A 26,960-nucleotide genomic window follows, 5' to 3' on the forward strand; every position below is an offset into this window, starting at 1 on the left:
CTCCGCATACTGATGGTAGGTGGGTACGAACCGGAGGTTACCCCCGTCACAGCCCGACCATTTCACCGGGATGCTATCCGGTACGCTCCATGGCACCTAGCAAGTCAGGGAGTGAGGACACCACCGATGGCCGATCAGACCACCTCGACGATCGTGATCGAGGCCGCGCCCTCGGCAGTGATGGCGGTGATCGCGGACTTCAAGTCATATCCGGCCTGGGCCAAGGGCATGCAGGAGGTCAACGTCGTCGAGACCGGCGTCGACGGGCGGGCCGAACAGGTCCGGTTCGTGCTGGACGTCGCGCCGATCAAGGACGAATACACCCTGGCGTACGACTGGGACGGCGACCGCCAGGTCACCTGGTCGCTGGTGAAGGGCAACCTGCTCCGCTCGATGGACGGTGCCTACATCCTGCGCGACCTCGGCGGCCGCACCGAGGTCACCTACCGGCTCGCCCTCGATCTGAGCATCCCGCTGATCGGCATGCTCAAGCGCAAGGGCGAGAAGGTCCTGATCGATACCGCGCTGCGCGGTCTCAAGCAGAGGGTCGAGAAGCAGGGTCCGCCTTCGTGAGAATCCTCCTCTTCACCGGCAAGGGCGGCGTCGGCAAGTCGACCGTCTCGGCCGGGACCGCGGCGATGTCCGCGGCCCGTGGGCTGCGCACGCTGGTGCTCTCGACCGATGCCGCCCACTCCCTGGGCGACGCCTTCGGTCTCGAGTCTGCGTTGGGCTCCGAGCCTGTCGAGGTCTCCGACCACCTCTACGTCCAGCACGTCGATGCCCAGCGCCGCTTCGAGGAGTCCTGGGCGGAGGTGCAGGGCTATCTGCTGAGCGTCCTGGACACCATCGGCGTGGACCGGATCGCGGCCGAGGAACTGACCATCATCCCCGGTGCCGAGGAGGTCTTCGCGCTCCTGGAGCTGCGCCGGATGGCGCTCTCAGGCGAGTGGGACACGATCGTGGTCGACTGCGCGCCGACCGCTGAGACGTTGCGCCTGCTCGCGCTTCCCGAGGCGCTCGGCTGGTATCTCGAGCGCATCCTCCCGGTGCAGCGCACGATGGTGAAGGCGCTCAAGCCCGTGCTCACGAAGGCCGCCGGGGTGCCGATGCCCGGCGACTCCGTCTTCGACGCACTGGTCCGCCTCCACGGCGAGCTCACCGAGGTGCGTGCCCTGCTGTCGGGCCCCGAGGCCTCCGTACGCATCGTGCTGACCCCCGAGCGGGTGGTGCTCGCCGAGGCGCGACGCTCCTGGACGACGCTCTCCCTCTACGGCTACCGCGTGGACGGTGTCATCGCCAACCGCATCTTCCCGGCCGGCGGCTCCGACGACTGGCGCGCTGGCTGGGTCAAGGCGCAGGACGACGTGCTCGGCGATGTCGGGGCCTCCTTCGAGGGCCTGCCGGTCTGGCGCTCGTTCTACCGGCCGACCGAGCCCGTGGGCGTCGAAGACCTGCGTGAGGTCGCCGAGGCCGCGTACGCCTGGTCCGGCAGCGTCGACCCGCTCGCCGCCCCCGCGACCGCGGCTCCGTTCCGCACCGAGACCATCGGTGAGGCAACGATCGTCCATCTGGCGCTGCCCGGGCTGGCCCAGTGGGTCGATCGCGACCAGGTCCAGCTGGGCCGCAACGGCGACGAGCTGGCCATCACCGTGGGGGCCTACCGGCGCCTGCTGACGCTCCCCGCGGCACTCGCCCGGATGCGCGTCAACGGGGCGCGGGTCGAGGGCGGGGAGCTGCGAGTAACGTTCTCTCGGCAGACGACGAACACCGAGAGTGAGACATCGTGAGCGAGCAGCGCCACGAGTGGGCCGAGGAGCCGTTGGGCTCGACGGCCGAGGAGCTCGGCCGCCTGATGGAGGCGATCGGGGAATGGGCCAAGGACTCCCGGATCGGACATCTCGCCGAGTCGTTCGGCGAGCATCTCGATTCGGGAGCGCCGGAGTGCGCCTACTGCCCGCTGTGCCGTACCGTTCATGTCCTCCGGGAGTCGAGCCCGGAGGTCAAGGTGCACCTGGCCAGCGCTGCCGCATCGTTGATGCAGGCCGCGGCCACGGTGCTCAACGCGGCGGCCACGAGTCCGGGTGCTGGCCCTAGTGAAGACGAGGATGCTCACGGTGATGGCGTGCGGGCTGAGGAAGATGCGACCCAGGGACGGGCGCAGCGTTCGGACAAGGTCGAGCGGATCGATCTCGACGGCTGGAGCTGAGGTATGACGACGGTGAAGAAGCTCGCCTGCGGCGTCGACGTCGGTGGCACCAAGATCCTCGGCGGCGTCGTCGACCACGACGGCAACATCATCGAGAACCACCGCGTCGAGTCCCCAGCGAAGAGCCCGGAGGCCATCGAGGCCGCCATCATCGAGGTGGTCCAGGAGCTCAAGACCCGCCACCCGATCGAGTGCGTCGGGATCGGCGCGGCCGGCTACATCGACAAGGACCGCTCGACGGTCATGTTCGCCCCCAACATCGCCTGGCGCGACGTACCGCTCAAGGAGCGGCTGGAGAAGGTCCTCGAGCTGCCGGTCGTGATCGAGAACGACGCCAACGCGGCCGCGTGGGGCGAGTTCGAGTACGGCGCGGGTGCCGAGGTCGACAACATGATGCTCGTGACCGTCGGCACCGGTGTCGGCGGCGGCCTGGTGCTCGAGGGCGAGCTCTACCGCGGCGCCTTCGGCGTCGGCGCCGAGATCGGCCACATGCGCGTGGTGCCGAACGGCCACCTGTGCGGCTGCGGCAACCGCGGCTGCTGGGAGCAGTACGCCTCGGGCTCGGCTCTGGTGCGCAACGTCCGCTCCGCCGCGCGCGGAGGCTCGCTGCTGGCCCGTGAGGTGCTGGACCGCGCCGAGGGCGACCTCGACAAGATCAAGGGCCCGCTGATCACCGAGGCGGCCCGCGACGGCGACGCCTTCGCGATCGAGGCGTTGACCGATCTCGGCATCTGGCTCGGCGAGGGGATCGCGTCGATCGCCGCCGTCCTCGACCCGGCCGTGGTCGCCATCGGCGGGGGAGTGGCAGATGCCGACGACCTGCTGCTGGGACCTGCTCGGCGCGCCTTCGAGGCCCAGCTGACCGGCCGGGGACACCGGCCGATGCTCGACATCCGCAAGGCGACGCTGGGCAACGACGCCGGTCTGATCGGCGCGGCTGACCTGGCTCGCAAGTGAGCTCGAGCGCTTCCGTCCATGTCGGTGTCGACATCGGCGGCACCAAGGTGCTCGCGGCGGAGGTCTCGCCGACAGGCGAGGTGCTCCGCACGGCCCACCGCAGCACACCGGGACGCCGGGTCGACCTCGAGCTGGTCGAGGACGCGCTGACCGAGGCGGTCACCGAGGTGGCCGCCGGCCGACCCGTCGCCGGCGTCGGGCTGGCGGCTGCCGGGTTCGTCGACGCCGCCGGTGAGCGGGTCATGTTCGCGCCTCACCTGCCCTGGCGTGGCGAGCCCACCCTGACCCGGTTGTCCGCGCGCTGGGGCACGCGGGTGGCGCTCGACAACGACGCCAACTGCGCTGCTCTGGCCGAGCTGGAGCTCGGCGCGGCCCGCGGCGTCGACTCGGCCCTGCTCATCACCCTCGGCACCGGGATCGGTGGCGCCGTGGTCCTGGACGGCCGGGTCGTACGTGGCCGCAACGGCATGGCCGGGGAGTTCGGCCACATGCAGGTCGTCCCTGGTGGGCTGCCGTGCGAGTGCGGTCTCACCGGCTGCTGGGAGCAGTACTCCTCCGGCAACGCGCTGGTCGCCTTCGTCCGCGCCCGCGTGGAGACCGAGGAGTACGCCGGGTGCCCGCTCGACGAGCTGGCCGCGGGCGACCCGCTCAAGATCACCGGTCCGGCGGTCACCGCCGCCGCGGCCGACGGCGATGTGCTCGCCCTGGCCGCGTACGAGTCGGTCGGCTCGTGGCTCGGGGTCGGCATGGCCGGCCTGGTCGCCGCCTTCGATCCTGAGCTGCTGGTCGTCGGCGGGGGAGTCTCCACCGCGGGCGACCTGCTGCTCGCGCCCGCTCGCGCGGCTCTCGAGGCGTCGCTCGTCGGTCGCCACCATCGTGAGGTGCCGCGGATCGTGGCCACCGAGTTCGGTGCCGAGGCCGGGGTTGTCGGTGCGAGCATCCTGGCGCGTCGGCTCACCAGGTCATGATGCCGCCGCAGTGTGTTCGCCTACCCGGGTGTGGTCACCGCTCCTGAGATCTCGCCATCGGGGAAGAGCCATGGACGGTCAGCGTCCCTGGCGGCGAACTCTCACTGACCTGTAGTCGCTCAGCTCAACGTGAAGGTCTGCATCACCGGGTCGATCATCGCGTCGGCTTCCTTGCGGTCTGGGAACGCCCCCTTGCTGATCTGCCAGGCGACGGTTGTTCGTTCGCTGCCGTTCAGCGTGCCGAAGACGTCGATCCAGTTCGTCTCGTCTTCTGCCCGAATGTGAAACAGCGTGGCGCCGTTGACCTTCAGGTCTGGCAAGCGTCGAGCGGCCCGTACTCCTGGTTCCGACTTGGTATCGCTGAGTTCGTCATCCCCCAGGGAGTTGATCTCTCCAGGGGTGCCTTCCCACAGCCCAGGCTTGACCACGAACACGGTGCGGGCCACGTCGAAACCTGTCGAGTCGGCCGGAGGTTTGAACAGGATGCTTGCGCCGTCCCAATCCTGGGACCAGTCCGGGGGAATCTGAACGGTGGCACCTTTAGCGTCGGCAGTCTGCCATGCGGCAGTTGGCGATCCGGACTCTGTGGGGAGGGCTGCTGTCGAGCTGGGTGTAGACCCCTCGGAGGGCGCGTCGCTAGGCGTGCCGCAGGCAGTGATGGCCGCCGTCAGCAACATGGCGAGCGCAGCGGAGGCGAGCAAAGTGCGAGCGTCCCGAGCAGAGGTCATGCGGGCGAGACTAGCCGACTGGGATGCCGTCGAGCGGGTCGGTGCTCGGTGTCAAACGCTGGTGTCTGGATTGGCGTGGTAGCCCGCGACCCGAGGTGTTTCAATTGGCAAGTAAAGCGGGCCGTCGTCGATGGCCCGGTCATCTGCTCGGGAGGATCGCATGACTTCGGGGGCAAACGAGGTCAAGGTCGTCGAAAGTGCCGTGAACAAGGTTCAGGCGATGCTGGGCGACATGCTGGTCCGGATCGATGTGCTGGAGGTCCCTGAGATCTCTGCCGGTGCATTCGGGGGAAGCGCTAACGGGCAGGCGCTCGGCAAGGAGGTCGTCGAGGCCCGAAGCCGCATCAAGTCACTGCTGTCGAACCTCCACGATGGCGTCGAGGGTCTTCACAATGGTTTGGAAGGCACCGTTCGAGAGGTGAAGGGAGCTGACGAGGACGCGGAAGGTTACTTCAGGACGCTCCAAGAAGGCGTGGACAAGTTGAGTCAACCCTTCTTCGACAGCACCGGTAAGGACACGCGGGTCAAGATCGACATCCCAGACGCTGCCGGCCTGATCCCGGGATTTGGCTCGATGGCCGAGGCCATCGAGCAGGCCGTGCAGGAAGTAACGTCCAAGTCCGGACTCGAGCAAGGACAGAGTGGGGGCGAGGGCAAGTGATCACGCTGTCTGACACCCGAGCGAACCCATTGCGGGCGATTGCGAGGACTGCGCTATGACCGTCAAAGGCCCGATGATGCGCGAACTGGATAAGACTTGCCTAGGAGCAGACCCAGCGACGATCAACACCAGCAACGACGCCTGGGACCGAATCTCCCGAGAGCTCAAGGATGACGCGGAGGAGTTGCTCCAGGCGGTGAAGCACCTCCAAGACGCGTTCGCGGAGGCGTCGTATTCCGGTCGCGCTGCGGTGAACGCATTCAAGACCTCGGGAAACGCGCTGGAGGACCGTGCGACTGAGTTGAAAGCGGCAGTTCAGGTTCTTCAGGTGGTGTCGGAGCGTCTGCGGGCCGCAGAGGCGGATCGGGCGGCGTACGAGCTGCACGGGCCGTCGTCTCATGGGCCGGCGCCGGATCCGTCGAGCCAGAAGTACGCCCAGACCGGGATCGGGATCGATACCGCGCAGGCGGTGCAGAACCAGAAGGCACTGGCTTCGGATCGGGCCGCCTATGCGGCGGAAGAGGCTGCGATCGCTGCGGGTGAGGCGCGGGCCGCCCATCACATCGAGCAGATCAACGACGGAGTGGTGACTGCGGACCCGAAGGTCCGGGCGATCACCGAGGACCCCAACGACAAGGCCGGCGCGAGCTCTAGCGGCGGCATCGGAGGGGCGGGGTCGCAGGCCCCCTACTCCTACGGATCCGCGAGCCGGATCCAGGAAGCGGAGGCGCGTAAGGCCGGGTACCGACCGGAGGTCATCTATCCCGATGGCTGGGGTCATGAGCTGATCGCCGCCGAGAACGAGACCATCAACGCTGAGCTGGCCAAGAACGAGCCCGAGTGGGACGGGTCCCAGTGGATCAACGCCGACGGCTCTCCAGCGGAGTCGACCGAGTACGCCACGGTGGAGACCGCCGACGGACTGGCTCCGCTGGCGGGTGGCAGCAGCGGTGCGCTTGCCCTGGGTGTGGGCGTCGGGGGTGCTGCCGTGGGTGCGGGATTGGCCAAGGCGATCGCGAACCGCTTCGGGGCCGCGAGCGCCGGAAGGGCCGCGACCGCGGGCGCCGGTGCGGCGCGTACGAGTGCGGCGTCGGGGGCGGCCAGGGCGACCTCGGCCGCTGGACGAGGTGGCACCGCCGGACGTGCGGGTGGCGTCGGGCGTGCCGGTGGCGGGGCGGGTTCCGGGGGCAGGTCGATGACCGGGTCAGGCAGCCGTGCCGGGATGAGAGGCGCCGGCGGCGCCGGTGGTCGTACCGGAGGCAAGAAGGACGACAAGGCGCAGGGCAAGAACCAGGAGTTCTTGGAAGACACCGACGAGCAGTGGTCCGACCCGAACGGGAACAACGTTCTCGATCCCGAGACCGACAGACGTGCCTGGGCGACGTACGACCCGAAGACCCAGAACCCGGACGGGTCTCCTAGGCAGAGCTGATCAGACGCGCGCGCCGTCGTCCCAGGGGTCACGGGGTTCGGAGGGCATCGTCGCCAGCAGGTAGACGAAGCCGGCCAAGAAGGCAGCGACCAGGCCGCCGATGACCCAGCTGTTGAAGTGGCGGCCCGTGATCTGGGTGACCACGATCAGGAGCAGCACGGCAACCGGGGCTCCCAGAACGCCGATCCAGGCGAGCAGGCGAGCCGGGGTCGGCTTCGGGAGCGGCGGCGGAGGCGGAGGGACGTACCCCTCGTCGTCGTCGCGCCACATGTCCTCGTAGGCGTCGGGCTCATCGACCGGCTCGACGATGTCGATCTTCTTCTCGAAGAGGCCGCGGGGGACGGGATCCTCCTCGAGCGCGGGACGGTCGCCGTAGTTCTCGACGATCGCACGCCAGGCTTCGTCCTCCGCCGACTGGCCCTCCGAGGGCACGGAGGCATCGTCAGGGGCCCCGGTCGCGTCCTCAGGCCGGTCGTCTCGGTCGCTCACGCCGCCACCCCCGTTGCGCAAGCGCCAGAATACGGACGCGGCGGCGTGTTGATTCCTCGGTTCCCTCGCTGGCGCTCGCTCACGCTCCAAGCCTAGCCCGACCTCATGAGAGGGCGCGCGAGTCGAAAGTACCTGTCTCGTTATAGGCTCACCGGTCGAAGGCAAATAGGGAAGGCGATGGGGTGTCGACGAAGCTCTTCTACTCGTTCTTGAAGTGGGTCGCTGTCGGTCCTCTGCTCCGGGCGGTTTTCCGCCCGACCTGGGAGGGCGTGGAGAACATCCCGCGCAAGGGCCCGGCGATCCTGGCCGGCAACCACCTCTCCTACGCCGACTGGCTCTTCATGCCGCTGGGTTCCCCGCGGATGGTGCGCTTCGTCGCCAAGGCGGAGTACTTCACCGGCACGGGCGTGAAGGGATTCCTGCAGCGTACGTTCTTCAGCGGCACCGGCAACGTGCCGATCGACCGGTCGGGAGCGACCGCGGCCGAGGGTGCCCTGATCGCCGCGAAGCGGGTGCTCGGCGACGGTGAGCTCTTCGGCATCTACCCCGAGGGCACCCGTTCTCACGACGGCAAGCTCTACCGCGGCCGCACCGGCATCGCCCGGCTGGCGCTGGACACCGGCGCTCCGGTGATCCCGGTCGCGGTGATCGGCACGGACGTGATCGCGCCTCCGGGCAAGAAGCTCGGCAAGATCGTTCGCCCGCGGATCATCTTCGGCGAGCCGCTGGACTTCTCGCGCTACGAGGGCATGGCCAACGACCGCTACATCCTGCGTGCGATCACCGACGAGATCGTCTACGAGATCCTGAAGCTGTCCGGCCAGGAGTACGTCGACATGTACGCCACCGACGCCAAGAAGCTCGCCAACGGCGAGAAGCCCGCAAAGAAGGCCGCGAAGAAGGCCGCGCCGAACAAGGACGTCGCCTGACCATCCACTCCTCCCACCCGTTCCCGACGCCGGAGGATCCGGTACGCCGGTGGCGCGGGCGTCTGGGTGGGCGGGTCTCGCTGTGGACCTCGGGCTCCGCCGGCTCCCGGGCCGGGCTCACCGTCTCCTCGCTGATGATGGCCAACGGGGCGCCCGGCGCCGTGCTCGGCCTGCTCGACCCCGACTCCGAGCTGCGTGACGAGCTCGAGGAGACGGGCGTCGGGGTCGTGTCGCTGCTCCACTGGCGTCACCGCGACCTCGCCGAGGCGTTCGGTGGCACCGCTCCCGCGCCGGGCGGAGCATTCCGCAGCGGGTCGTGGGAGTCGACCGAGTTCGGACCGCGGCTGGCCGATGCCCCGACATGGGCCGGCGTGCGTCTGGTCTCGATGACGGAAATCGGCTGGTCTGTGCTGGCGACGTGCGAGATCGTGTCGCTCGAGGTCGGTGACGACTCCGACCCGCTGGTCCACCGGCACGGAAGGTATGAACGATGATCGACGGTTATCTGCGACGGCTCGGCATCGAGGGGCGGCCGGAGCCGACGTACGAGACGCTTGTCGATCTCCATCACCGCCATCTCGACACGCTTCCCTATGAGAACCTCTCGATCATGCTCGCGGCCATCGGAGCGACGAGCGCGCCCGACGCCGTCGACCCGGTGGAGACGCTCGAGCGGGTGGCGGCCGGGGGCAACGCCGGCTACTGCTTCCACAACAACGGCGTCTTCTCGCTGGTGCTCGCCGAGCTCGGCTTCGACGTCGTACGCCGCAGCGGTCAGATGCTCGAGGCGACCGGTCCGTCGGGGACCCTGGACCACCTGGCGCTGGAAGTCGTCGGCCTGCCGACGTCGGACAACCCGGACGGGCGATGGGTCGTCGATGTCGGCTACGGGGACGGCTTCCGAGACCCGTTTCCGCTGGTCGAAGGGCACTTTCGGCAGTCGGGATTCGTCTACCGGCTGGCTCGGGTGGGGGAGTCGGGGTGGACCTTCCACCACGACCCGCACGGCTCGTTCAACGGGTCGTTCGTGCGCGGGGGCGTGGCGGTGGCGGACATCGAGGCCTCGCACGTGCGGCTCTCCACCCCGCCGGACGGTGACTTCACGCGCAAGCTCGTGGTGCAGCGGCGGGACGCGTCCGGTGCCGAGACGGTCCGCTCCATCCGGCACCTCCGCCGCGGCGAGGAGTCCTTCGAGCGCGAGCTGCGCGACTTCGAGCAGTGGCGTACGGCTCTGGCCGGGATCGGACTGTCGTTCCGCGGTGTCGAGGACGACGCGCTGCGCGAGCTCCACAAGCGACAGGCTGCCGAGTACGACGAGTGGTTGCTGACGCGGTAGTCGGCGACGTGCTGAGATGGCCGACATGAGCGACGACGCACCTGCCCCCGAGCTGCTCGACATCGCGGCCGAGCTCTACGGGTTGCCGCTGGCCGACTTCACCCCGGAGCGCGACGCGCGGGCCAAGGCACTGAAGGGGACGCCTGTCGCGAAGTCCGTCAAGGGACTCAAGAAGCCCTCGACCGCGGCATGGGTGGTGAACCTGCTGGTGCGCCGCGAGACCTCGCAGGTGGAGGAGGTCATCTCGGTCGGTGCGTTGCTGCGCGAGGCGCAGACCGGGATGGATGCGGCTCAGCTGCGAGAGCTCACCAAGCAGCGCCGGAAGCTGACCGCCGCGGTCACCACCCGGGCGCGCGGCCTGGCACGAGAGAGCGGGCTGCGGGTGACGGAGGCGGTGGCCACGCAGGTCGAGGCCACCCTGACCGCGGCGATGATCGACGAGTCCGCTGCCCAGGCCGTACGCAGCGGGCTGCTGGTCTCCGCGTTGTCCGCGACCGGGGTCGACGCGGTCGATGCTGCCTCTGCCGTCGCGCTGCCCGAGGCGTTGGGATTCGAAGTTCCCGAGGTCGTCCCGCCGCCTCGCGAACCGCTGCGTGCGGTCCCTGACCTGCCCGACACCGCCGCCCTCGACGAGGCCCGCGAGGCGCTCGCCGAGGCGGAGTCCGCCCTGTCCGAGGCCGAGTCGAGACGCGACGGCGCCATGTCTGCCTTCAAGGACGTCGAGGCTCGTTCGCTCCAGGTCAAGTCGGAGATCGAGGAGCTGCGCCGCCGCTTGGCCGACCTGGAGTCGACCGCGCTCGAGGTCGAGGACGAGCTCACCGAGGCCGAGGAGGCGCGGGACTCCGCCGAGACCGCGGTCTCCGACGCTGCCGCAGCCCGCGACGCCGCTGCCGCCGAGGTCGAGCGGCTCGAGGGGTAGCGGAGTGAGCACCGACTGGCACGAGTGGCAGAAGCTCTGCGACGACCCGGCCGACCTCGTTCGTGGGGTCTTCGCCCGTCACGGCTTCACCGAGGAGACGTTCGTACGTCCTGCCGATGCAGGCTTTCGGGTCGGGGTACATCGGCGCTCTGTCGAGGACGCGCGCGTGCCTCTCCCCGAGAGGCTGTTCGCCTTCGCGCGCTGAGCTTCAGACGGCGAGGGTGCTCCCGGTCTCGGGCCTGATGTCCTTTCGCATCCTGACCAGCGGCACCGGGGCGCCGCCGCGGTCGTCGGTGATCCGCTCGACCGGTTCGAAGCCGTACGCCCGGTAGAGCGGCTCGCCGGACAGCGTGCCCATCAGCTCGAGAGTGGTGAAACCCTCTGCCGCGGCCGCACGCTCGCAGAGGTCGAGGATCAGTCTGCCCACGCCGCGCCTGGCGAATCCGGGGTCGGTGTACATGGCACGCACCCGCGCGGGATCGGTGGCAGGGTCGAGCAGCGTCGGCTCGCGCCCTGGGGTGTGGTCGCCGCCGTACAGCGTCGCCCGCCTGCTCCAGCCGCCGCAGCCGGCGATCTGTCGGTCCTCTTCGACGACGAAGTAGGTGCCGTCCTCGATCAGCTGGGTGTCGATGCCCATCACTGTCTTGCTGGAGGTGATCTGGGACTCCGTGAGGAACTCTTTCTGGAGCTCGGCGATCGATCTGTTCATGATCGAGGTCAGGGCTGGGATGTCTGCTGGTGTTGCGATGCGGTGGGTGAATGGCACGGGAAGAGACTGCCACGTGCGGGGCCACTGCAGAGGCGTCAGTTCTTGGCGCGAGAGGTCGGAGACCGGGGGACGAGAGATCGATCTGGGTCGTCCCTTGGGGCGCAGCGCAAATTCGCCATCACTTGTTCGCTGACCGCATAACTATCATCTGACCAGCATGAATGGCCTGGACCGCGTGTGCTTCTCGGGGCATAATGGAACGTATGAACGAGACCGCTGACCAGTTGCTCGCCGGGCCTCCCACGGGTGCGTCCGAGGGCGAGCTGATCGACTGGATCACGCGCCTCGAAGAGATCAAGTGTCGCGCTGAAGCGGTCCAAGCAGAAGCAGCGGTACGCCTCGAAGACGCGGTCCGGTCGCGACAGGCTGCCGCGGGAGTTCCCGCTCGTCGCCTCGGAGAAGGTGCGGCCTCCCAGATCGCTCTCGCTCGGCGGGTGGCACCGGTCAAGGGGGCGAGCCTGCTGGGTCTGGCGAAGGTCTTGATCGCGGAGATGCCGCATACGTTCGAGTTGATGAAAGCCGGGCAGTTCTCGCAGTGGCAGGCCACCATCCTGGCCCGCGAGACAGCCTGCCTGTCGTTGGAAGACCGTCGGATCATCGACACGCAACTGTGCGGGCCGGGCGAGGACGGTCAGGCCCCGAGGGTGCTGGCGATGGGGCTCAAGCAGCTCGAGAAGGCCGCCAAGACACTGGCCATCACCCTCGACCAAGAATCGGTCGTCGCCCGTGCCGCCAACGCAGTCAAGGACCGGCGGGTCAGTGTGCGACCCGCACCGGACACGATGACCTGGCTCGGTGCCCTGCTCCCGGTCAAGGACGGCGTCGCGGTGTTCGCCGCCCTGGATCAAGCCGCGAACGCGGCTCGTGCGGCTGGCGATGGACGCACTCGGGGTCAGGTGATGGCCGACACCCTGGTCGAGCGGGTCACCGGGCGCGAGAGCGTGGACGGTGCTGCGCGGCCTCGGGTCGAGGTGAAGATCGTGATGAGCGCCGACGCGCTCGCCAACACCAGTGACCAGCCGGCGATGGTGGAGGGTTACGGCCCGGTGCCTGCCACGTGGGCTCGCGAAGCGCTTGCTGATGCCGAGGTCTTTGTGCGTCGTCTGTTCACCGACCCTGTCGGTCAGCTGGTCACGATGGAGTCCCGGGCACGCAAAGCCCCTGAGGGGTTGGCTGAGTTCATCGCCACCCGCGATGCCGGGATCTGCCGGACGGTTGGGTGTGACGCCCCGATCCGGAACATCGACCACATCGAGCGCCACGCTGATGGCGGCACGACCAGTGCCGGCAATCTTCAAGGGTTGTGTGAGAGGTGTAATCAGGCGAAGGAGGCGATCGGATGGCGGGCCAGACCCGGCCCGGACGGCAGCATCACCACCATCACACCCACCGGGCACACCTACACCAGCCCGCCCCCGGACACCTGGCGACCGGACCCACCACCGCTGTCGCGGGGAGAGCTCAGGCTGCGCAACGTACTCCTCGACCACACCCTCGCAGCCTGAGCGAGCCGAGTCAGAGCTCCTCGAGGACGTCGTCGCCGGAGACGGGGTCGTAGAGGTAGACCTGCTCGCCCGCGCGAGGGTCGCGCGCGGAGATGACGTGGAAGGTGGGGGAGGCGGGGTCGGCGAGATCGATGACGGAGGCGCCGGCTCCGAGCACGCCGCGTACGAGATGTGGTGGCGCGGTGGTGTCGATGCGGGTGACGACGCCAGGGGTGACCCAGACGGGGATGCCGGCGAGGAACCCGCTGGCCTGGAAGTGAAGGTGTCCGGCGAGGATCACGCGTACGTCGCTGCTCCGCACCACCCGGCCCAGGGCCGAGATGTTCTGCAGGACGACATCGGCTACCCACGGGAGGGCAGTGAGGTGGAGGGGCGGATGGTGGAGGACGAGGACCGTTCCGTCGCGTGTCGGGGTGGCCAGCTCCGCCGCGAGGCCGGCTAGCTGGTGCTCGTCGAGGAAGCCGTGGGTCTTGCCCGGCACCAGACTGTCGACGGTGACGACCCGGAGGTCGCCGAGGAAGCTGACCGCCGCGCACAGGTCCGAGTCCGGGTCCAGCAGGCGGCCGCGGTCGCTGCCGTCGGCCTCGAGGTGACCGCTGCCGAGGACCTCGCGGAACGGTCCGCGAGCATCATGATTGCCCGTCGAGTAGACGTGCGGGATGCCGCGCTCGGCCGCGAACGCACCCACCCGATCCAGGACCGAGCGGCAGCCTTCGACCGAGCCGTCATCGGCGATGTCGCCGCTGACGACGACAGCGTCCAGACCTGGCACGTGGCGGGCGTCGCGCAGGATGCCCTCGAGCGAGGCCACGGCGTCGACGCCGTCCATGTCGTGGCCGCTGGCGGAGACGTGGGTGTCGGAGAGATGCAGGATCCGGGTCACGTGGTGAAGGCTGCCATGCGCGCGCCGGCGACGCGGTCGACATGGCGAGATCGGCTCGGATCGAGGAACTCGGCCAGGATCACGCCCAATCCCTCGACCGATCGACCGCCTTGGTCCACGAGGCGTACGCCTCGTCGGCCGCTTCGCGTCGCGAGGCATCGGGGGAGAAGGTGCGGTCCAGGGCCCAGGTCTCGCGGATCTCGTCGAACGAGGACCACACCCCGACACCGAGGCCCGCGAGGAAGGCCGCACCGAGACCGGTGGTCTCGACGAAACGAGGGCGGGAGACGTCGACTCCGAGCTGGTCGGCCTGGAGCTGGCACAGCAGGTTGTTGGCGGCCGCGCCGCCGTCGACATTGAGGGAGGCGACCGGCGTGGGCATGGTCGCGACCACGTCGCGTACCTCGAAGGCGATCGCCTCCAAGGTCGCCCGCACGATGTGGGCGCGGGTGGTGCCGCGGGTGAGGCCGATGATGGTGCCGCGGGCATCGGGGTCCCAGTGGGGCGCACCGAGACCGGTCAGGGCGGGCACGAAGACGACCCCGTCGGAGGAGGAGACGGTGCCCGCCAGAGCCTCGGTCTCCGCGGCCGAGCCGATGATCTGCAGGCCGTCACGGAGCCACTGCACGGCAGCGCCGGTCACGAAGATCGAACCCTCGAGGACGTAGGTGACCTCACCGGAGGGCGACATCCAGCCGGGCGAGGTGAGCAGTCCGGACTCGGAACGCTGGGGCGTGGTGCCGGTGTTGGTCAGCACGAACGAGCCGGTGCCGTAGGTGCACTTGGAATCGCCTACCTGGAACGCGGCCTGACCGAACAGCGCGGCCTGCTGATCACCGGCGACGCCGGCGATCGGCAGGGAGAGGCCCAGGAACGAGCGCGGGTCGGTGACGACTCCTTCGCCCCAGTTGGGGCCGATCTCGGGCAGGGCGTCGCGCGGCACCCCGAACAGGTCGCACAGCTCGTCGGACCAGTCGTTGGCGCCGATGTCGAACAGCAACGTACGCGACGCGTTGGACACGTCGGTGACGTGGTGCAGACCCCGGGTCATCCGGGCGATCAGGTAGGAGTCGACGGTGCCGATCGCATAGCGCCCCGACTCCACGTGAGCCCAGGTGTGCGGCTCGTTCTCGCGGATCCAGGCCAGCTTGGTGGCGCTGAAGTAGGGGTCCAGCCGGAGCCCGGTCAGCTCCCGGACGCGAGCGTCGTGGGCGGCCATCGACGAGCACATCGCCGTCGTACGCCGGTCCTGCCACACGATCGCGCGCCGCGGGGTGCCCAGCGTCTCCCGGTCCCACAGGACGACCGTCTCGCGCTGGTTGGTGATCCCGATGCCGACGAGATCACCGTGCCCGTTCGTGTGGGCCCCGTGCGCGGAGAGCGCCGTACGGCACGCCTCCAGGGTGGCCTGCCAGATCCCCTCGGGGACGTGCTCGACCCATCCCGGCCTGGGGAAGTGCTGGTCGAACTCCTCGTAGCCCTTGGCGACGACCGCGCCCCGCTCGTCGACGATCAGGGCGGTGACCCCGGTGGTGCCGGCGTCGATGGCAAGAACCGAACTCACTGGGGCGTCCTGATGATGTCGAGGATGCGCCGGTCGATCCAGGACAGGTCGTCGGCCACCCGCATCTCGTAGTTCTCGGTGGCGACCCAGGCGAGGAAGCCGGTGAAGCCGCGCGCGGCGGCGTACGTCTCCAGCTCGGCCTCGATCTCCGGCGTGACCGCCACCTTCTCGGCGTCGGTCGAGGCGGTCAGGTAGAGGTCGCTGAGGTCGAGGAGTCGCTTCAGCTCGGTGATCGGCGCGGGGTGGTCGTCGACCCGGAGGTCGGCGGCGATGTCGTCGTTGCCGCCGTAGCCGGCCTCCTCGCGCACGACCAGGAGGGCCGCGCTCTGCCGTCCACGGCTGTCGCCGCCGGCGTCGTCGCCCGCGGCCAGGGCCGCCAGGAGCCGGTGCTGCAGGGGCTCGTTGGGGGACGAGGCGAGCCATGCGGCCTCCATCGCCTCGACGACCTCGGGGCCGGTGAGGATGTTGCCCTGGATCGCGTAGGCCCCGTCGTCGGTGGAGCCGGACCGGCCGCCCGCCCAGTCGAAGCAGGACGGCCCGGTGTAGGTGGCGGCGTTGCCGTCGACGTCGACGATGCCGACCTGGCGGTGGTCGCGGCGATCGTCCTCCTCCAGGAGCCGCTCGAGCGCGACCGCCGCGGTCGCTCCCTCGTCGAGATGAGCGAGCGCGAGACCCTTGTAGGCGACGTTGGCCTCGGCCTGGGTGGCGATGGCTCCGACGCCGGCGACGGCGGCCGGGACGGCCGATCCGACGGCCAGGAACTTCGAGGCTACGGCCACACCCCAGGTGGGCTCCCCGGTGCCTGGATCAACTGCTCTGGCGACGATGGAGAAGGTCATGGCGCGACCCTATCCGCGAAATTTCGACCGGTTACGGCGTGTTGACGAATTGTCGTACACCTGACGCTCAGGTTGGGCTTTGATTGAGGGATCCCTTCATCCCAATTTCGGAACTGAGTTTCGATCGTGACCAGGAAGGACATCATGACAACCCTGGCGAAAGAAGAAACACCCGAGCTGAAGAGAGTGATGGGGCCATGGCTCCTGCTTCTCTTCATCGTCGGTGACATCCTGGGAGCCGGCGTCTACGCCGTGACCGGGACCATGGCCGGATACGTGGGCGGCATCCTGTGGTTGCCGTTCCTGCTCGCGTTCGTGGTCGCCGCGATGACCGCGTTCTCCTATCTCGAGCTGGTGACGAAGTATCCCAGTGCCGCCGGTGCCGCGCTCTACACCCACAAGGCGTTCGGCATCCATTTCCTCACCTTCATGGTGACCTTCGCGGTCGCCTGCTCGGGCATCACCAGTGCGTCGACCTCGGCCAACACGCTGGCGCAGAACTTCTTCGGCGGCCTGGAGATCAACGGCTGGATGGACGCGCCCAGCGAAGGCGTCGTCACCCTGGTCGCGTTGGGCTTCATGGTCCTGCTCGCGCTGATCAACCTGCGTGGCGTGGGCGAGAGCGTGAAGTTCAACATCATCCTCACCCTCGTCGAGATGGTCGCCCTGTGCATCGTGATCGGCGTCGGTTTCTACGTGATCGCCCAGGGCAAGGCCGATATGGCCGAGCTGATCTCCTTCGAGGACTACAACAACATGGGCGCCGTCTTCGCGGTGACCGCCGCGACCTCGGTCGCCTTCTTCGCCATGGTCGGGTTCGAGGACGCGGTCAACATGGTCGAGGAGACCAAGGAGCCGGAGCGGATCTTCCCGCGCACCATGTTCATGGGTCTGGGGGCCGCCGCGCTCCTCTACATCCTGGTCGCCATCTCGGTGGTCAGCGTGCTGAGCCCAGGTGAGCTCGAGACGATCCGTGAGTCCGAGGGACGGGCCCTGCTGGAGGTGGTCAGCAAGGGTGCTCCGGACTTCCCGATCGACAAGGTGTTCCCGTTCCTGGCGGTCTTCGCGGTCGCCAACACCGCGCTGATCAACATGCTGATGGCCAGCCGGCTGGTCTACGGCATGGCCAAGCAGCGGGTGCTGCCCAAGCAGCTGGGCGCGGTCCTGCCCGGACGTCGCACTCCCTACATCGCGATCGTCTTCACGACCATCCTGGCGCTGCTGCTGATCTGGTACGTCTCCAGCGACCCCGACAGCAACATCGTCTCCAACCTCGGCTCCACGACCGCACTGCTCCTGCTGTGCGTGTTCGCGATCGTCAACATCGCCGCCGTGGTGCTGCGCAACCGCCGTGGCGACACCGACAAGGCGTTCTTCACCGCGCCGAGGTGGGTGGCGCCGGCCGCCGCGATCCTGTGCATCTACCTGGCCGGCCCGTGGGTCGACCGTGACGGGATCGTCTACGAGATCGCCGGGGGCCTGATGGTCATCGGTGTGATCCTGTGGGCCATCACCTGGCTGATCAACAAGTTCGCCAACAAGGACGACGAGCCGCCGCACTTCCAGGACATCGAGCACATGGATGTCAACCCGGAGGACGACAAGTAAACGAAGGGTTTTCGCGGTCGGGGCCGGCGTACGAACTTCTGGGACGTACGCCGGCCCCGCCGTCTCTGAGATGACTTCGTAACCACCGTCCTCTCCGCGTACCCTGAGGCACGTGAACGACGCCTTCCCCTCTCTCGAGCAGCTGCACGCCATCGGAGCCCTTCAGCAGCCGACGTATTCCGACCCGGCCGCGCTGGCCGCGGCGGTCGAGAAGCTGAGGAACCAGCCGCCGCTCGTCTTTGCGGGGGAGTGCGACCAGCTCAAGAGCTCGATCGCCGCCGCCGGCCGCGGTGAGGCGTTCATCCTGCAGGGCGGCGACTGCGCCGAGACGTTCGCCGAGGCGACCGCCGACAACACCCGCAACAAGCTTCGGGTGCTGCTGCAGATGGCGGTCGTCCTGACGTACGCGGCCTCCGTCCCGGTCGTCAAGATCGGACGTCTCGCGGGGCAGTACGCCAAGCCGCGCTCCTCCGACACCGAGACCCGTGGCGACGTGACCCTGCCGGCCTACCGCGGCGACGCGGTCAACGGCTACGAGTTCACCCCCGAGGCCCGCATCCCCGACCCGCAGCGGCTGCTGGACGTCTACCACGCCTCCGCCTCCACGCTGAACCTCGTGCGCGCGTTCACCACCGGTGGTTACGCCGACCTGCGTCAGGTGCACACCTGGAACTCCGAGTTCGTGCGCAACTCGCCCGTCGGCGCCAAGTACGAGGCGATGGGCTCCGAGATCGAGCGCGCGATCGCGTTCATGGAGGCCATCGGCGCGGACCTCGACGAGTTCCACGGGGTCGACTTCTACTCCTCGCACGAGGCGCTGCTGCTCGAGTACGAGCACGCGATGACCCGCATCGACTCGCGCACCGAGACCCCTTACAACGTCTCCGGCCACTTCGTCTGGATCGGCGAGCGCACCCGTCAGCTCGACGGTGCCCACGTGGAGTACTTCCGCCACCTCAACAACCCGATCGGCTGCAAGCTCGGCCCGACCGCGACCCCCGACGACGCGCTCGCCCTGGCCGCCAAGCTCAACCCGAAGAACGAGGAGGGCCGGCTCACCTTCATCACCCGCTTCGGTGCGGGCAAGGTGCGCGACGGGCTGCCCGGTCTGGTCGAGAAGATCACCGCCGAGGGCGTCAACGTCACCTGGATCTCCGACCCGATGCACGGCAACACCTTCTCCACCTCCAACGGCTACAAGACCCGCCGCTTCGAGGACGTCCTCGACGAGGTCCAGGGCTTCTTCGACGTCCATCACGCGTTGGGGACGGTGCCCGGTGGCATCCTCGTCGAGAACACCGGCGATGACGTCACCGAGATCATCGGCGGTGGCGAGGAGCTCGACGAGGCCGGCCTCGTGCACCGTTACGAGTCCGTCGTCGACCCGCGGTTGAACCGTGTCCAGTCCCTAGAGATGGCGTTTCAGGTCGCGGAGATGCTGCGGTCCCGCTGAGCGTCGCCCCGGCACACCGGGACGAGGCTCACTCCTGCCGCGCCCAGGCGAGCTGCATGATCTCTTCGCCGTCGTGGAGGGTGCTGCGGTTGTCGGTGTCGGTGAAGCCGGTCCGCTCGTAGAGGCGTTGGGCGCGCCGGTTGTCGGTGCGGGTCCACACGCTGAGGCCCTCCCAGCCGCGCGACTGGAGGTCGCGGATCATCTCGGTGCCGACGTGGGAGCCCCACACGGCGGGGTCGACGAAGACCATCGAGATGTGGCCGTAGCCGGGGAGCGGTACGCCGTCGACGAGGTAGGTCTCGGCCACCAGCATCCCCGCGGGCCGGTCGCCGTAGTGGGCGAGCAGCGCGAGCTCAGCGGTGTCCAGCTTCTCCCGGACCCGACGGACCCGGGCCTCGGTGGCGGTCCGGCGACGAGCCGCGTTGGCTGCTCGCCAGATGTCGAGGGCGAGCGCGCGCTGCTCGTCGCTGGCTATCTCGGCGACGATGATCCGGGGCACTGGGCCGGCGCTACAGCGTCATCAGCCAGATGCCGAGCACGAGCATCACGATCATGAAGATCGCACCCACCCACAGCAGCACGATCCAGGTCGAGGGGTTGTCCTCGGCCTCGCCGGCCATCAGCGAGGAGACGTACTCCTGCTGGGCGCCGTAGTCGCCGAAGTCCTGCTCGATCGGCTCCGGTTCACCGGCGTAGCCGTAGTCGGCCTGCCAGTCACCGGCACCCTCGGTCGCGAAGGCCTCCTCGGCATAACCGGTCGCGTAGGCGGGCTCGGGCTCGTGGGCATGGTCGGCGGTCGTGCTCTCCGGCGGCGCCCAGCGGCGGACCTGCCCGTTGCGCGACCCCTCGACGAGAGTCCCGGAGGGCTCGACGAAGGGCCGGTAGGCAGCATCGACCGTGGTCTCGGAGACCGGATCGGGCTCCGGGACGGGCACGGGCTCCGGACCGGGGAGGGGCCCCGGCTCGGGCACCGGGGCGGGTGTCGGCTCCGGGTCGGGGACGGGCTCGGGGTCCGGGACCGGCGGCGGTTCGGGAGTCGGCTCCGGGAAGGGCGAGGGATCGGGGACAGGCGAGGGCTCCGGGTCGGGGATCACCGCGTCCTCGGCGGCCGGCTCGTGCACCGGAGGGGGAGTGCTGGGCGGCGGCGCGGTCGGGGGTGCGTACGCCGGACGGATCGCGGTGGACTCGTTGGGCTCGTCGGTGTCGAGCTTCTCCTCGACATCCGGGGACGTGCGCCTCGAGGTGCGCTCGGTGGGCTCCGCGCTGTGCGCGGCTGCTCCCTCGCCAGGGGCGGTGGCGGCGATCGAGGAGGCCGGGCCGGGCCGGTCGTCGTCGCCGTAGGCGCTGATCCGGGGCAGGCTCAGCGAGGTCTGCTCCGCCTCGGGCACATCGTCGACGGCCTCCGGGGCGATCGCCTCGACCGGCTTCCGGATCACCGTGGACTCGTTCGGCTCATCGAGCTCTTCGGGCTCGGGTGTGACGTCGTCTTTCGCAGCACTGGACACGGGTGGCGTCCTTTCCTCTACATCGGTGGAGTCAGCCTCGGTTGCTGGGTCGAGCTCCGTGGCGACCTCGAGACCACACACCGGACACGTCGGCTCTCCGGACAGCCGGTATCCGCACTGTGCGCAGTTGGTCATGCCACCCCCATGGCTTGGAAGATCACTCCTGTGCGTCTCCAAGACTAGGTCACACGCCTTGACGGTGCGCCGATGCCCGCAGATCGCGGAGCAGTGGGATATCGGGGTTGTCCGAGTCGCGGGAGCCCGGAGTCTCCAGGATGAACGGCACTCCGCTGGTCGCCGGATGCGCGAAGAGCTCCTCGAACGCGGTCGTTCCGATGTGGCCGCGACCGATCTGCTCGTGGCGGTCGAGATTCTTGCCGCGTACGTCCTTGGAGTCGTTGGCGTGGATCAGCCGGAGCCGCCCGGGCCCGCCGATCTCGACGATCCGGTCGACGCAGGCGGTGGCGCCGCCCGGCTCGTCGAGCGGGGCCCCGGCGGCGAAGACGTGGCAGGTGTCCAGGCAGATCCCGGCCTTGGGATGGAAGTCGACGGCCCCCAGGTAGGTGGGCAGGTCCTCGACTCCCGCGCACAGCGACCGGCCCTGGCCGGCGGTCGGCTCCAGGAGCAGCCAGGGGGCGCCGTCGGCCGAGATGCTGTCGAGCACGGGCAGCAACGCCTCGCGCACCTGCTTCATCGCGGCGGCGTGGTTCTGCCCCGCGTCCCCCTCGGGAGAGACGAACGAGCCGGTGTGGATGACGACCCCTTCGGCACCGATCTCGGCGGCGCGGCGCAGGTTGTGCGCGACCAGGGCCGCCGACTTCTCGTAGGTCGCCGGCGTCGGCGACCCCAGGTTGACCAGGTAGGGGGCGTGGATGAACGCGCGCATCCCGCGGCGTTCGAGCTCGGCGCGAAATGCCCTGTCATCGGCCGGTTTCCCCGCCGACAGCGCCCAGCCCCGCGGGTTGCCGACGAAGATCTGCAGGGTCTCGCCACCGACCGCGTCGGTGTTGGCGAGGGCACCCGCGACGAGGCCCTTGCCGACCTGGACGTGGGTGCCGATCGGGTTGCGAAGAGAGGAGATCAAGGTCAGTTCAGCCAGATCGTGATCTCGGAGCCGTACGGCGCCTCGCCGCTCGCGGGTTCCTGACGGGTCACGTAGCCGAGCCCGAGGTTGATGCCGGCCTCCGGCTCCTCCCTGACCTTGAACCCGGCCGACTCGAGGGCCTGCCTGGCGGTGTCCTTGTCGGCGCCGACGACGTTGGGGACGGGCACGGCGGCAGGGCCCTTGGCCACGACCAGCGTCACGGTCTCGCCCTTGGGAAGGGTGCCGGAGTTGGGGCTCTGGCTGAGCACGGTCCCGGGCTGGATCTCCCGGTTCTCCTCCTCCTGGATCTCGACCTTCAGACCGTCGGCCTCCAGCGACTTCTTGGCCCGCTCGGCGCTACGACCGGTCCAGTCGACGATGTCGACGGGCGCCGGGCCCTTGCTGATCACGAGCACCACGGCCTTGCCGGGCCTCACCATCGTGCCGGCGCGGGGCTGGGAGTTGATGACGTGGCCGGCGGGAACGTTGTCGTTGAACTTCTCGATCGGGTCGCCGATGTTGAGCCCGAGGTCCTGGATCTTGTCCTGGGCGTCGTCGGCGAGCATGCCCTTGACCTTGGGCACGGAGTATTCCTCGACCCCTCTGCTCACGCTGATCTCGACCGTCGAACCGGGCAGCGCCTTGTGGCCGCGGCCGGGATCGGAGTCGATCACGACACCCTTCTCGACGGTGTCGGAGAACTCGGTGTCGGCCGAGACCTCGAAGCCGGCGTCCTGCAGCTCGGCGGTCGCGTCGGCCTTGCTCAGGCCGGCCACCGAGGGCACCCGCTCATAGCGGCCGTCGATGAACCACCACAGCCCGGTCGCGACCAGCGCGACGGCGACCACGGCGGCACCGATCGCGATCGGTCCCTTCCACCTTCCCGGCATCCGCCGGCGCTGCTTCGGCTGCACGGGCGTCGGGGCGATGCGTACGTTCTCCTCGGGCTCGCTCAACGAGAGCCGAGCGCCCGCGGGGAGACCGACGCCGGGAGGGGGTCCGGACGGACCCTGGGGCCGGCCCGCGGCCGGGCCGGACGGGTCCGGGGACCCGAGGCCGAGCGGGGGCAGGACGGCGGTCGACTCGGCACTGGTCTCGTCGTGGGCGCTCGCCGGGAGCTCCCCGCCGCCGGGGGTCTTGGTCGCGGTGTCCGGGGCACCGGCTGACGGCAGGGCCAGGTCTGCGGTGAGATCGGGGTCGTCGAAGATGCCGGCGGACAGGGTGGCCATCACGCGGTTGACCATCCGCAGCAGCACGCCGGCGTCGGCCGGGCGCAGCTCCGGGTCGCGGGCGGTCGCACGGGCGACCAGGGCGTCGACGTACCTCGGGATCCCGGGTGCCGCCTTCGACGGTGGCGGGACGTCCTCGTGGACGTGCTTGTAGGCGACCTCGACCGGAGAGGGGCCGCTGTGCGGCTTGCGCCCGGTGAGCAGCTCATAGAGCACGACGCCGACGGCGTAGACATCGCTCCGAGGGCCCGACTTGGACTCGGTGACCAGCTCAGGTGCCAGATAGGAGACCGTGCCGACCAGGTTGCCGGTGGTGGCGTCGTTGGAGTTGTTGTTCATCACCCGGGCCAGGCCGAAGTCGGCGACCTTGACCCGCTGCGAGATCGAGCCGGCCCCGGTGGTGATGAGCACGTTCTCGGGCTTGATGTCACGGTGCACGATGCCGACCGCATGCGCTGCAGTCATCGCGCTCAGGATGGGCTCGATGTAGGCGAGCGCCTTCGCTGCGCCCAGCGGAGCCTGCGAGGCGATCGTGTCGCGCAGGGTGTGGCCCTCGATGTATTCCATCGCGAGGAAGGCGACGCCGTCGTCCTCGTCCTGGTCGTAGACGGCGACCACGTTGGGGTGGGACAGCTTCGCGGCCGACCTGCCCTCGCGTACGAACCGCTCGGCGAAGTTGCCTTCCTCGTCGAGGTCCTGGTGCATGACCTTGACGGCGACGATCCGGTCCAGCCGGGTGTCGTGGGCGACGTAGACCGTCGCCATCCCGCCCTTCGCGACCTTCTCGACGATCCGGTAACGCATCCCCAAGAGCTTGCCCAGCAGAGGGTCGGATGCGGTAGCCGAGGTTCCGCCGTGGCGGCCGATGATGCCGTCGCGGGGGTCAGCCTCACTAGCCACGCGATCCTCCTGTCTCCGGTTGGAGAAGTATTCCGGACCGGGCAATGGTACGGACCAGGGGGTCCGACTCACGACTTTCCGGCGCGGGTGCCTCGGCCGGTAATGTGATCGTTATGAGCGAGCGTCAGCGAGTGACCATGGGCCTCAGGCCGCCACGTCCGTATCCTGGCGCTTGCGCTACAGAGGTGGCGGGATGAGTGAGTTGCCGCTGGCAGAGCAGGACCTGGGTGTCCTGGTGGAGGACTGGATCGACTGGTCCACCGCCGCGTCGCAGCTCGGTGTGACGGTGGGGAAGGTGCGCACCATGATCCGCGAGCACGAGCTCGCCGCCGCGGTTCCTCCCGGGATGAAGGGCCAACACATCCCGGCTCTGTTCATCCAGGACGGCCTGCCGGTCAAGGGCCTGAGCGGGCTGCTGCACGTGCTTCACGACGGACGCTACGACGACCGCGAGATCATCGCCTGGCTCTTCCTCGACGACGACCTCCCCGGCCGTCCGATCGACGCACTTCGGGAGAACCGCGGGTCGGAGGTCAAGCGCCGGGCTCAGGCCATGGCACTGTGATCCCACCTGCCCACCCGTACGTCTCGGAGGACCGTCGTGAGGTCTAAGTCTGCTCTGGTCGGTCTGCTGCTGGCGCTCGTGCTGGCCCTACTCGCCGGATGCGGAGGCGGGACGGGGGACTCCACGAGCTCCGGCTCGGGTGGCGGGAAGACCGGCACGGACCCCGAGAGCGGTCTGGCCTGGATCGCGGAGTCGGATCTGCCGCCCGAAGGGGTGGAGACGCTCGAGCTGATCGATGCCGGCGGCCCCTTCCCCTACCCGGGCAAGGACGGCAGCACCTTCGGCAACCGCGAGGGGATCCTGCCCGAGGAGCCGTCGGGCTACTACGCCGAATACACCGTGCCGACGCCCGGCTCCGAGGATCGCGGTGCGCGGCGTATCGTCACAGGTGACGGCGGAGAGTTCTATTACACCGAGGACCATTACGAGTCGTTCTCGCGGATCGACCGGGGGTGATGGGAATGAGCGGGCTGGCAGGTCTACTGGCCGGGAGGATCGATCCCGGTGTCTACCGATGGCACACCGAGCTGGCGGTGGCCGACCTCACCGAGTCGGTGACCGGTGCGGGCTGGTCGCTGGCGCAGATCGCCGACGTGGCCGAGACCAAGGAGGAGGTGCTCGGCGCCATCGGTGCCGCGCTCGGGTTCCCGACCCACTTCGGCCGCAACCTCGACGCACTGTGGGACTCGCTGCGTGACCTCTCCGCCCCCACGGTGCTGCTGTGGGAGACCTGGGGGTGCGCTGCCTACGCGGACCGAGCCGGTTTCGACAAGATCGTCGGGGTGCTCCGGGACCGCGCGGCCGAGATCTCCGAGGACCGGCCGGCGTTCACCGTGCTGCTGCGCGGTGACGGCCCGGAGACGGATCTGACCGACCTGGGCTGATCACCCGACCGTGACGGTGCGGGTCGGGTAGCCGCTGGCGCCGTCGGGTGCGGGTGGCGCCTCGGTCTCGGTCTGCGGCGTGCCGGTGCGGTCGTAGGCGCGCGCCTGGATCCGGTGCTCGCCCTCGGTCGCGTCCCAGCGGAAGGTCCACTGGCGCCAGGTGTCGATGCTGTCCTCGGCGGCGAGCGTGGCGGGCTGCCAGGCGCCGTCGTCGATGCGCACCTCGACCTTGCTCACGCCGCGGTGCTGTGCCCAGGCGACGCCGGCGACGGTGCGCTCGCCGGGCATGACCTCCTCGCCGGGGAGGTCGATGCGGCACTGGGTCTTGATCGGGCCCTCGGCGGACCAGCCGCGGTCGGTCCAGTAGGCGCGGAAGTCGGCGAACCGGGTCACCTCGAGATCGGTGAGCCACTTGGTCGCCGAGACGTAGCCGTAGAGACCGGGGACGACCATGCGGACCGGGAATCCGTGGTCCCGGGTCAGCGGCTCACCGTCCTGGGCGATCGCCAGCAGGGAGTCCCGCCCGTCGGTGAGTGCCTCGAGCGGGGTGCCGATGGTGATGCCGTCGGCACCGGTGGACTTCACCGCGTCGGCGTCGGGGTCGAGGCCGGCACGCTGGAGCACGTCGCGGATGCGTACGCCGGTCCAGGTCGCGTTGCCGATCAGGTCGCCGCCGACCTCGTTGGAGACGCAGCAGATCGTGACCCGGCGCTCGTAGAGGGGCATCGCGAGCAGATCCTCGTAGGTGAGCTCGACCGGGTTGTCGACGAGGCCGTGGATCTTGAGCCGGTAGTCGGCGATGTCGACGCGTGGGGTGAGCAGCGCGATGTCGATGCGATAGAAGTCGTCGACGGGGGTCAGGTGGGGCGTCAGCCCGTCGATCCGGAGTTCCGCGCCCGCCGGGAGGGGCGCGGCGGGGGAGACGACCGCCGGGATCGCCACCGTCGTCGCCGGGTGTCGGCGGGCGGTGACCACCTTCGCGCCGACGCCGCCGGCGACGCCCGCCGCGGCGACGGCTGTGGCCGAGACCAGGAACCTGCGGCGGTCGAAGCCCTCGGGGGCCTCCGCGTCGGCAGGTGCTCGGTCAGGCACCCTCAGGGGCCGGGTCAGCAGACCCAGCGCGCCGATGCCGACCGCCAGACCGACGACCAGCGCGACGATCCCGGCCGTCCCGTTGCCGGCCCGGTCGGCCAGCAGGGCGGCGATGTCGACGGCCCCGAGGAGGATCAGCATGCCCGCGCCGAGCGCGAGACGGCGTACGGCCAGGGCGCCGGCGACCCCGAGCAGTGCCAGCGTCACCAGCGCGACGCAGGCCAGCAGGATCGGCTTGTCGGCGGTGCCGAAGGTGGCGACCGCTGCCTCCTTGAGCCAACGAGGGGTGAGGTCGATGACCCGGTCTCCGAGCGCGAGCAGGGGAGAGGCACCACCGGCGAGAGCGGCGATGAGCTCGGCGACACCGAGGCCGAGCACGCCAGCGGCGATGCCCGCGGCGGGACCGTAGGGACGAGGTCCAGGGAGGTTGCGGGATGTCATGCTGTGGGTTCGTG

29 protein-coding genes are annotated in these 26,960 nt (G+C 69.3%); 18 read left to right on the top strand and 11 right to left on the bottom strand.

Features of this window, described 5'->3' with window-relative positions; all coding sequences use genetic code 11:
- Nucleotides 1-126 precede the first annotated feature (126 nt).
- Genes WBG06_RS19395 through WBG06_RS19415 form a run of 5 tightly spaced genes read left to right on the top strand, consistent with a single transcriptional unit; the run spans nt 127 to nt 4,131 of the window.
- Nucleotides 127-573: an SRPBCC family protein gene (locus tag WBG06_RS19395; protein WP_336738608.1), complete on the top strand. Its 447-nt coding sequence runs from the start codon at nt 127-129 to the stop codon at nt 571-573.
- Nucleotides 570-1,787 carry an ArsA family ATPase gene (locus tag WBG06_RS19400; protein ID WP_336738609.1) on the top strand — a complete coding sequence of 406 codons (1,218 nt, stop codon included), beginning with the start codon at nt 570-572 and terminating at the stop codon, nt 1,785-1,787. Before WBG06_RS19395 ends, WBG06_RS19400 begins: the two co-directional genes overlap by 4 nt.
- On the top strand, nt 1,784-2,206 hold the full coding sequence (locus tag WBG06_RS19405; RefSeq protein WP_336738610.1) for a DUF5304 family protein: 423 nt from the start codon (nt 1,784-1,786) through the stop codon (nt 2,204-2,206). Before WBG06_RS19400 ends, WBG06_RS19405 begins: the two co-directional genes overlap by 4 nt.
- Before the next feature lie 3 nt (nt 2,207-2,209).
- Nucleotides 2,210-3,163, top strand: coding sequence for an ROK family glucokinase (locus WBG06_RS19410; protein ID WP_336738611.1), 954 nt, complete (start codon nt 2,210-2,212; stop codon nt 3,161-3,163).
- Nucleotides 3,160-4,131, top strand: a complete 972-nt coding sequence (locus WBG06_RS19415; protein ID WP_336738612.1) for an ROK family protein — start codon at nt 3,160-3,162, stop codon at nt 4,129-4,131. Before WBG06_RS19410 ends, WBG06_RS19415 begins: the two co-directional genes overlap by 4 nt.
- A 119-nt stretch (nt 4,132-4,250) precedes the next feature.
- Here WBG06_RS19415 and WBG06_RS19420 read toward each other — a convergent pair whose 3' ends face one another.
- A complete protein-coding gene (locus WBG06_RS19420; protein WP_336738613.1) occupies nt 4,251-4,859 on the bottom strand; it encodes a hypothetical protein in 609 nt (202 codons plus the stop codon).
- A gap of 160 nt (nt 4,860-5,019) precedes the next feature.
- Here WBG06_RS19420 and WBG06_RS19425 point away from each other — a divergent pair, with 160 nt between their 5' ends.
- Both WBG06_RS19425 and WBG06_RS19430 read left to right on the top strand, forming a co-directional pair.
- Entirely contained in the window at nt 5,020-5,520 is a 501-nt protein-coding gene (locus tag WBG06_RS19425) for a hypothetical protein (protein ID WP_336738614.1), read from the top strand.
- Nucleotides 5,521-5,848: 328 nt separating this feature from the next.
- Nucleotides 5,849-6,952: a hypothetical protein gene (locus WBG06_RS19430; RefSeq protein ID WP_336738615.1), complete on the top strand. Its 1,104-nt coding sequence runs from the start codon at nt 5,849-5,851 to the stop codon at nt 6,950-6,952.
- Here the strand turns inward: WBG06_RS19430 and WBG06_RS19435 are convergent, their stop codons facing one another.
- Nucleotides 6,953-7,441 carry a hypothetical protein gene (locus tag WBG06_RS19435; protein ID WP_336738616.1) on the bottom strand — a complete coding sequence of 163 codons (489 nt, stop codon included), beginning with the start codon at nt 7,439-7,441 and terminating at the stop codon, nt 6,953-6,955.
- Nucleotides 7,442-7,623: 182 nt separating this feature from the next.
- Here WBG06_RS19435 and WBG06_RS19440 point away from each other — a divergent pair, with 182 nt between their 5' ends.
- The 5 genes from WBG06_RS19440 (at nt 7,624) to WBG06_RS19460 (ending at nt 10,830) form a co-directional block, all read left to right on the top strand.
- Complete coding sequence (locus tag WBG06_RS19440) at nt 7,624-8,370, top strand: lysophospholipid acyltransferase family protein (RefSeq protein ID WP_336738617.1); 747 nt, start codon at nt 7,624-7,626, stop codon at nt 8,368-8,370.
- Between the two features lie 80 nt (nt 8,371-8,450).
- On the top strand, nt 8,451-8,864 hold the full coding sequence (locus tag WBG06_RS19445; RefSeq protein WP_442945485.1) for a flavin reductase family protein: 414 nt from the start codon (nt 8,451-8,453) through the stop codon (nt 8,862-8,864).
- Nucleotides 8,861-9,706 carry an arylamine N-acetyltransferase family protein gene (locus tag WBG06_RS19450; RefSeq protein WP_336738618.1) on the top strand — a complete coding sequence of 282 codons (846 nt, stop codon included), beginning with the start codon at nt 8,861-8,863 and terminating at the stop codon, nt 9,704-9,706. The genes WBG06_RS19445 and WBG06_RS19450 overlap by 4 nt, the downstream gene beginning before the upstream one ends.
- Nucleotides 9,707-9,731: 25 nt before the next feature.
- Nucleotides 9,732-10,625: a hypothetical protein gene (locus WBG06_RS19455; RefSeq protein ID WP_336738619.1), complete on the top strand. Its 894-nt coding sequence runs from the start codon at nt 9,732-9,734 to the stop codon at nt 10,623-10,625.
- 4 nt (nt 10,626-10,629) lie between these two features.
- On the top strand, nt 10,630-10,830 hold the full coding sequence (locus WBG06_RS19460; protein WP_336738620.1) for a hypothetical protein: 201 nt from the start codon (nt 10,630-10,632) through the stop codon (nt 10,828-10,830).
- A 3-nt stretch (nt 10,831-10,833) separates the two neighbouring features.
- Here WBG06_RS19460 and WBG06_RS19465 read toward each other — a convergent pair whose 3' ends face one another.
- Nucleotides 10,834-11,391, bottom strand: coding sequence for a GNAT family N-acetyltransferase (locus WBG06_RS19465; RefSeq protein WP_336738621.1), 558 nt, complete (start codon nt 11,389-11,391; stop codon nt 10,834-10,836).
- 206 nt (nt 11,392-11,597) lie between these two features.
- On the opposite strand from WBG06_RS19465, the gene WBG06_RS19470 reads away from it, so the two are divergent.
- Entirely contained in the window at nt 11,598-12,899 is a 1,302-nt protein-coding gene (locus tag WBG06_RS19470; RefSeq protein ID WP_336738622.1) for an HNH endonuclease, read from the top strand.
- A 10-nt stretch (nt 12,900-12,909) separates the two neighbouring features.
- Here the strand turns inward: WBG06_RS19470 and WBG06_RS19475 are convergent, their stop codons facing one another.
- The 3 genes from WBG06_RS19475 to WBG06_RS19485 form a co-directional block, all read right to left on the bottom strand.
- Nucleotides 12,910-13,782 carry a metallophosphoesterase gene (locus WBG06_RS19475; RefSeq protein ID WP_336738623.1) on the bottom strand — a complete coding sequence of 291 codons (873 nt, stop codon included), beginning with the start codon at nt 13,780-13,782 and terminating at the stop codon, nt 12,910-12,912.
- 79 nt (nt 13,783-13,861) lie between these two features.
- The gene (glpK, locus tag WBG06_RS19480) at nt 13,862-15,346 is read right to left on the bottom strand and encodes a glycerol kinase GlpK (RefSeq protein ID WP_336738624.1); all 1,485 of its coding nucleotides are present in this window, start codon (nt 15,344-15,346) and stop codon (nt 13,862-13,864) included.
- Nucleotides 15,343-16,185: a DUF1028 domain-containing protein gene (locus tag WBG06_RS19485; RefSeq protein ID WP_336738625.1), complete on the bottom strand. Its 843-nt coding sequence runs from the start codon at nt 16,183-16,185 to the stop codon at nt 15,343-15,345. The genes glpK and WBG06_RS19485 overlap by 4 nt, the downstream gene beginning before the upstream one ends.
- 144 nt (nt 16,186-16,329) lie before the next feature.
- Here WBG06_RS19485 and WBG06_RS19490 point away from each other — a divergent pair, with 144 nt between their 5' ends.
- Together WBG06_RS19490 and WBG06_RS19495 are read left to right on the top strand one after the other, a co-directional pair.
- Nucleotides 16,330-17,793 carry an APC family permease gene (locus WBG06_RS19490; protein ID WP_336738626.1) on the top strand — a complete coding sequence of 488 codons (1,464 nt, stop codon included), beginning with the start codon at nt 16,330-16,332 and terminating at the stop codon, nt 17,791-17,793.
- Between the two features lie 112 nt (nt 17,794-17,905).
- Nucleotides 17,906-19,246 carry a class II 3-deoxy-7-phosphoheptulonate synthase gene (locus tag WBG06_RS19495; RefSeq protein WP_336738627.1) on the top strand — a complete coding sequence of 447 codons (1,341 nt, stop codon included), beginning with the start codon at nt 17,906-17,908 and terminating at the stop codon, nt 19,244-19,246.
- 28 nt (nt 19,247-19,274) lie between these two features.
- Here the strand turns inward: WBG06_RS19495 and WBG06_RS19500 are convergent, their stop codons facing one another.
- From WBG06_RS19500 to pknB, 4 genes are all read right to left on the bottom strand, one after another.
- Entirely contained in the window at nt 19,275-19,745 is a 471-nt protein-coding gene (locus WBG06_RS19500; RefSeq protein ID WP_336738628.1) for a GNAT family N-acetyltransferase, read from the bottom strand.
- 10 nt (nt 19,746-19,755) lie between these two features.
- Nucleotides 19,756-20,751: a hypothetical protein gene (locus tag WBG06_RS19505; RefSeq protein ID WP_336738629.1), complete on the bottom strand. Its 996-nt coding sequence runs from the start codon at nt 20,749-20,751 to the stop codon at nt 19,756-19,758.
- Nucleotides 20,752-20,935: 184 nt separating this feature from the next.
- Complete coding sequence (locus WBG06_RS19510) at nt 20,936-21,835, bottom strand: deoxyribonuclease IV (RefSeq protein ID WP_336738630.1); 900 nt, start codon at nt 21,833-21,835, stop codon at nt 20,936-20,938.
- 2 nt (nt 21,836-21,837) lie between these two features.
- Complete coding sequence (gene pknB / locus WBG06_RS19515) at nt 21,838-23,964, bottom strand: Stk1 family PASTA domain-containing Ser/Thr kinase (protein ID WP_336738631.1); 2,127 nt, start codon at nt 23,962-23,964, stop codon at nt 21,838-21,840.
- Between the two features lie 193 nt (nt 23,965-24,157).
- Between pknB and WBG06_RS19520 the strand changes: the two genes are divergently transcribed.
- Genes WBG06_RS19520 through WBG06_RS19530 form a run of 3 tightly spaced genes read left to right on the top strand, consistent with a single transcriptional unit; the run spans nt 24,158 to nt 25,413 of the window.
- Nucleotides 24,158-24,529 carry an Rv2175c family DNA-binding protein gene (locus WBG06_RS19520; protein ID WP_336738632.1) on the top strand — a complete coding sequence of 124 codons (372 nt, stop codon included), beginning with the start codon at nt 24,158-24,160 and terminating at the stop codon, nt 24,527-24,529.
- Between the two features lie 36 nt (nt 24,530-24,565).
- Nucleotides 24,566-24,985, top strand: coding sequence for a ribonuclease domain-containing protein (locus WBG06_RS19525; protein WP_336738633.1), 420 nt, complete (start codon nt 24,566-24,568; stop codon nt 24,983-24,985).
- Between the two features lie 5 nt (nt 24,986-24,990).
- Nucleotides 24,991-25,413: a barstar family protein gene (locus WBG06_RS19530; protein ID WP_336738634.1), complete on the top strand. Its 423-nt coding sequence runs from the start codon at nt 24,991-24,993 to the stop codon at nt 25,411-25,413.
- Here WBG06_RS19530 and WBG06_RS19535 read toward each other — a convergent pair whose 3' ends face one another.
- Nucleotides 25,414-26,946 carry a molybdopterin-dependent oxidoreductase gene (locus WBG06_RS19535; protein ID WP_336738635.1) on the bottom strand — a complete coding sequence of 511 codons (1,533 nt, stop codon included), beginning with the start codon at nt 26,944-26,946 and terminating at the stop codon, nt 25,414-25,416.
- Nucleotides 26,947-26,960 lie beyond the last annotated feature (14 nt).

Source organism: Nocardioides sp. CCNWLW239 (assembly GCF_037137035.1).
Classification (GTDB): Bacteria; Actinomycetota; Actinomycetes; order Propionibacteriales; family Nocardioidaceae; genus Nocardioides.